Annotated in this window: 3 protein-coding genes; all 3 read right to left on the bottom strand. The window is 39.8% G+C overall.

Annotated features, from left to right (window positions below; genetic code table 11):
• Positions 1-40: 40 nt before the first annotated feature.
• The 3 genes from odhB to AAW12_RS04670 all read right to left on the bottom strand — a co-directional run bounded on the left by odhB (position 41) and on the right by AAW12_RS04670 (position 5,525).
• The gene (odhB, locus tag AAW12_RS04680) at positions 41-1,282 is read right to left on the bottom strand and encodes a 2-oxoglutarate dehydrogenase complex dihydrolipoyllysine-residue succinyltransferase (protein WP_046672440.1); all 1,242 of its coding nucleotides are present in this window, start codon (positions 1,280-1,282) and stop codon (positions 41-43) included.
• Between the two features lie 63 nt (positions 1,283-1,345).
• Positions 1,346-4,087: a 2-oxoglutarate dehydrogenase E1 component gene (locus AAW12_RS04675; protein WP_046672439.1), complete on the bottom strand. Its 2,742-nt coding sequence runs from the start codon at positions 4,085-4,087 to the stop codon at positions 1,346-1,348.
• A 181-nt stretch (positions 4,088-4,268) separates the two neighbouring features.
• Positions 4,269-5,525, bottom strand: coding sequence for a deoxyribodipyrimidine photo-lyase (locus AAW12_RS04670; protein WP_231585207.1), 1,257 nt, complete (start codon positions 5,523-5,525; stop codon positions 4,269-4,271).
• Positions 5,526-6,000: the final 475 nt, after the last annotated feature.

Below are 6,000 nucleotides of genomic sequence, written 5' to 3'. Positions count from 1 at the left end.
ATAGGTCGTTCCTTTTTATAGTTCCACGCTTAATGGCGGATTAAACACCCAACAATAAACGAGCTGGATCTTCCAATAATTGTTTTACACGAACCAAGAAGCTTACTGATTCACGACCATCGATGATACGGTGATCATAAGAAAGCGCAATGTACATCATTGGACGGATCACCACTTGGCCATTTTCAGCAATAGGACGTTGGATGATGTTGTGCATACCCAAGATTGCAGATTGTGGTGCATTGATGATCGGTGTAGACATCATTGATCCGAATACACCACCGTTGGTAATCGTAAATGTACCACCAGTCATCTCGTCAATCGTTAATTTGTTGTCACGGGCTTTACCTGCCAATGTAGCAATTGCTTTTTCAATTTGCTCCAATGACATGGCATCAGCATTACGGATAACCGGAACAACCAAACCTTTAGGTGCAGAAACTGCGATTGAAACGTCTGCAAAATCAGAATATACAATCTCGTTATCTTCGATACGGGCATTTACGGCCGGCCATTCAGCCAATGCAGTTGTTACTGCTTTTGTAAAGAATGACATAAAGCCAAGACCGATTCCAAATTTCTCTTTAAAGGTGTCTTTATATTTAGCACGTAGATCCATGATCGGCTGCATATTGACTTCATTGAATGTTGTCAACATAGCCGTTTCATTTTTAACGGCAACTAGGCGTTTCGCGATTGTTTTACGTAATGAAGATAATTTCTCACGACGTTCGTTTCTTGCACCCGCTACCGGAGCAACTGTCGCAACAGGAGCAGGGGCAGGTTTTGCTGCTGGTGCAGCAGCTTTAGCAACAGGTTGAGCTTTTTCGGCATCTTCTTTTGTGATGCGACCTTCTTTACCTGTTCCTTTTATTGTAGCAGGATCAATTCCTTTTTCTCTTAAGATTTTTGCAGCAGCAGGAGAAGCTGTACCAGCAGCATAGCTATCTGGATCTTCATCTTTTGCAGCGGCAGCCGCAACTGGAGCTGCATTCGACGCTTCTGCAGCAGGGGCAGCAGCTGGAGCTGAACCACCGGCAGGAGCAGCGCCTTCTTCAATTGTACAAACAACGGCACCGATTTCTAAAGTATCACCTTCTTGTGCAATGATTCTTAAGATACCCGCTTTCTCAGCTGGTAATTCAAACGTTGCTTTGTCTGATTCCAGTTCGGCGATGTTTTCATCCATCTCCACATAATCGCCATCTTGTTTCAACCATTGTGATAAGGTTACCTCCGTGATTGATTCACCTACGGTTGGTACTTTAATTTCTAAGCTCATATATAATGTTCTTTATTGACAATTGCGTCCTATAGCTAAGACGCAATTGATTTTAAATTGTTTTTATTCGAATGATTTATTTAAGATTTCTGCTTGCTGTGCAACGTGTTGTTTCATGTAACCCGTAGCTGTACTTCCACTTTCTTTACGGGCAACAAAACCTGTAAATGCAATCTCAGTACCCATGAGTTTACGGCAGTAATAAGACCATGCGCCCATGTTCTCATTTTCTTCCTGAACCCAAACAAATTCTTTTGCCTTGTTGTATTTTTTACGGATTGCTTTCAATTGCTCTGTAGGAATTGGGAATAATTGCTCCAATCTCACGATAGCGATATCTTTGCGTTTATCCGCTTCTTGTTTCTCTAATAGGTCGTAGTAAACTTTACCCGAACAGAATAACACGCGTTTAACGTCTTTCGCCGCAACATTTGCATCATCGATTACCTCTTGGAAAGCAGCTTCTGTAAAATCTTTTAATGGTGATACCACTTTAGGGTGGCGCAACAATGATTTTGGCGTAAATACAACCAATGGTTTACGGAACTCACGTACCAGTTGACGACGTAACAGGTGGAAATAGTTAGCCGGAGTAGTACAGTTTGCTAAGATCATATTTTCATCTGCACATAACTCTAAGAATCTTTCGATACGCGCTGAAGAGTGTTCAGGACCTTGACCTTCCATACCGTGAGGAAGCATCATCACTAAACCGTTAGAACGTTTCCATTTTGTCTCTGCACTCGATAGATATTGATCGACGATGATTTGAGCACCGTTGTAGAAATCTCCAAATTGAGCTTCCCAGATTGTCAACGAATTTGGATTAGAAGATGCATAACCATATTCAAAACCCAAAACAGCATATTCGGAAAGTAATGAATTGTAGATAGAGAATTTATCACCACCTTTAATATTCGCTAAAGGAACGTATTTCTCTTCCGAATCTTCAAGTGTCAATACCGCATGACGGTGCGAGAATGTACCACGTTGTACATCTTGACCCGAGATACGTACACGGTTACCTTGATCCAATAAAGTCGCGTAAGCCATCAATTCGCCCATTGCCCAATCGTATGAATCAGCAGTGATCATTTTGGCGCGATCTTCAAATAAACGTGTAATCTTACGGAAGAATTTTTTATCCGAAGGTAAGGTCGTGATTTCTTTCGCTAATTTTAAGAATAAATCCTTTGCAACTTTCGTTTTATCCGAGGTTGTTAATACTTCACCTTTTTTAGCGGGACGCAATCCTTCCCATGCTCCTTTAAACATCGGAATTTCTTCAGTCAATACCTCAACTGTTTTAGCTTCCTCAAATTTATTTTGTAATTCAGCCTTAAATTCCTTCTCGATATTTTTTGAATACGCCTCGTCAATACTTCCTTCCGTAATTAATTTTTTAGCGTAAACTTCTTTTGGGTTTGGATGTTTTTCGATGATTTTATACAACAATGGTTGCGTGAATTTTGGTTCATCTGCCTCGTTGTGTCCAAATCTTCTATAACATAATAGATCGATAAATACGTCTGTTTTATATTTTTGACGGTATTCAACAGCTAAATTAATCGCATAAACTACCGCTTCAGCATCATCACCGTTCACATGGAACACGGGTGAAGAAGTGATTTTTGCCACGTCTGTACAGTATGTTCCAGAACGCGCATCCTTATAGTTCGTTGTAAAACCGATTTGGTTGTTGATCACAATATGTACCGTACCACCAGTTTTGTAGCCATCTAATTTCGACATTTGGGTTACTTCGTATACTACACCTTGTCCAGCAATCGCTGCGTCACCATGAATAATGATCGGTGCAATTTTAGACGAGTCACCTTCGTATTTGAAGTCAATCTTAGAACGAACCATGCCTTCAACGATTGGATCTACAGTTTCCAAATGTGAAGGGTTCGGTGCCAAACTTAAATGGACAGATTTGCCATCGTTCGTTTTAACCTCAGAAGAAAAGCCCAAGTGGTATTTTACGTCACCACCAAAGTTTACTTCAGGATCATCAGCGTAGGTTTTACCTTCAAATTCAGAGAATACTGATTTGTAAGATTTACCCATGATATTAGTCAAGACATTCAGACGGCCACGGTGAGCCATACCGATAACGAATTCCTGGATACCGATTTCTGCACCTTTTTCAATGACCGAATCTAATGCTGGGATTAAACTTTCTGCACCTTCCAACGAGAAACGTTTTTGACCTAAAAACTTAGTGCCTAAAAAGTTTTCGAATACAACGGCGTGGTTTAATTTGTTTAAAATTCTCTTTTTGGTATCCAACGAAAATTTTGGCATGTTACGATCCGCTTCCATGCGGTCCTGTAACCATTTAATTTTCTCTGGATTACGGATATATTTGAATTCTGCACCAATAGAACGGCAATAAGTATCCTCCACCAATTGACGGATGTCTTTCAATGTTGCTGGACCTAAACCGACTTCAACACCTGCATTAAAAACGGTGTTCATGTCTGCTTCTGCAAGACCAAACGTTTCCAATTCCTTTCCAGGATAGTATTTACGTCTTTCACGAACAGGGTTAGTGTGTGTGAATAGGTGGCCACGGTCGCGGTAGCCATTGATCATGTTCAGCACATTGATTTCTTTCAATACGTGCTCGGGAGTAGCCTCGCCTACTGAACTTGTTGTTCCGCCAGCATTTTGACCGAAATCAAAACCTTCAAAGAATTTTTGCCATCCGAAATCTACCGATTGGGGATCTTGCTTGTACGATTGATATAAGCCATCGACATAAGCCGAATCAGCATTACTCAAATATGTCAGATTGTCCATTTACAATTAAAACTATGAAATTTGTCAAAGTTATGAATAAAAAAAGAGTTTCTAATACTGAAATTGAATAATTTAATCAATAAACCTATCCAATTCTTAACATTTTTAGCATGATTTAAAAAGGGCTTCCAACGTCCTACAAATTTATTTTCTATTGGAATTATTTATTTCTGCCGAAGATTTATTTAACGAGTATTTCGTCCAATTTTGGAAGTCCATTTGGGAAATGAGTTTTGATCAATTTTTGCCAGTCCAGCGCTTTATTGTCTTTTTCGCTTGTCCCAACTCCGGCAATATGAGACCATTGTCCATAAACAGTTGCCGGAGAATAGTCTAATAGGTGCTCCTCGTACCAGGAAGCGCCACGAAGCCAGTTGACCTGGTACTCATGAACTAAATAGCTAGCTGCGATTAAGCGTGCTTGATAAGGGATATAGCCGGTCTTCTGTAACTGGATCATCACACTGTTTATAAAATCATGTTCCGTGTGGCCCGATTTCCATTTTTCAAATAATTCTTCATTCCCGTCTAAGGTCGGATGATCCTGAGGGGAGCTGTTCTTGGTGCCTTGTGGCTTAAAGAATATATTCGGATATTTTTTAAGCATAAACCTAAAATAATCGCGCCAGAGCAGAATGTCGACAATCTTTTCAAATCGTTTGTCTTTCTTACCTTCACCCAGTTTTTTGATATTGTTATAAAGTAAAATAGGTGACAAGGCACCTGACGCTATAAAAGGCCCTAGAATCAAAGGGTCCTGGTCCGTTTCAGGATAGGTTGACAATAACGCATGCATAATACTGAGCGCAGTGTCTTCGCCGCCGAGAATATAGATGTCATCAACAGATTTGATCTCTTCCTCTGAATAGCCCAAATCTTTTAATGAAGGAATTTTGGTGTCCTCAAGATGGGGCGGGGTAAGAAAATTGGTCGGAAATGGGATGGGTTGCCGCACCAGGCTTTCCCGCTCAACTTTTTTCTTGAAAATAGAAAAACCATTGGGTATATCTTTAATAGGGAAAGGAAGATCTTCCTTATGGTAGAGGGTGTGACCGATGAAATGGCGCAAATTTATTTTGCTGCTCCAAAGCTCACTTTCTACTTTCTCCGAAATAGAAGTTTCCCGAAGTGCCACCTCGCGGTGATGATACACTTCGTTGACTTGGTATTTTTGGGCTATTCTTGGGATAATATCTTCAGGTTTGCCGACATAAGTCAACAAGTCGCTACCATGGCTCTTTAATTTTTCTTTTAAAGCGGTCACGGCTTCAATGACAAAAGCCGCTCGCAGGACACCTGTATTTAAAGTGCCAAATTGATTGCGGTCGAAATATCGGGGGTCAAAACAGTATACCGGGATGATGAATGAACTTTTTTCAGAAGCTTGATAAAATACTTCATTGTCATGAAGTCTTAAATCATTGCGAAACCAGATCATTGTAGCCCTTTTGTCCATAGAGGTGAAGATAAATACTTTTTAGTGCAGCCTATTTTCAGAAGATTTACAAATATATAAGGATATTGTGTTCTTGAAAGTATTTATGCGCGAATTGACAAAAAAAGGACAATGGCGGTACTTGTTTGGATGGTTTACGCTATTTTGGTTAGGAAAAAATAAAAATAGTGTTAAACTTATTTGATGTTTCTCTGTTCTAAAATCAGGGAATTATGATATTTGTAAGTTATTTCCGTTACTCTTGAAACAATCCGAGTAACATACTAAAAGCGTAAGAAAAACATGGAAAAGATAGCTGCATCACCAATGGAACCGTCCTAGGGATTTTATTCGTTTTAGCGATTAAAAGGGTAATATATAAAATACAGCGTACTAGGAAGGAACGATCCTATTTAATGGCTCACGATCGTGAGAACGAATCATTAAATCGTGGTAGTTTCAAAGCCAAAAATATAGA

It is taken from the genome of Sphingobacterium sp. Ag1 (assembly GCF_000988325.1).
GTDB lineage: Bacteria > Bacteroidota > Bacteroidia > Sphingobacteriales > Sphingobacteriaceae > Sphingobacterium.
Note: the sequence above shows the minus strand (reverse complement) of the source record. Positions and strands in the feature narration are given on the sequence as shown.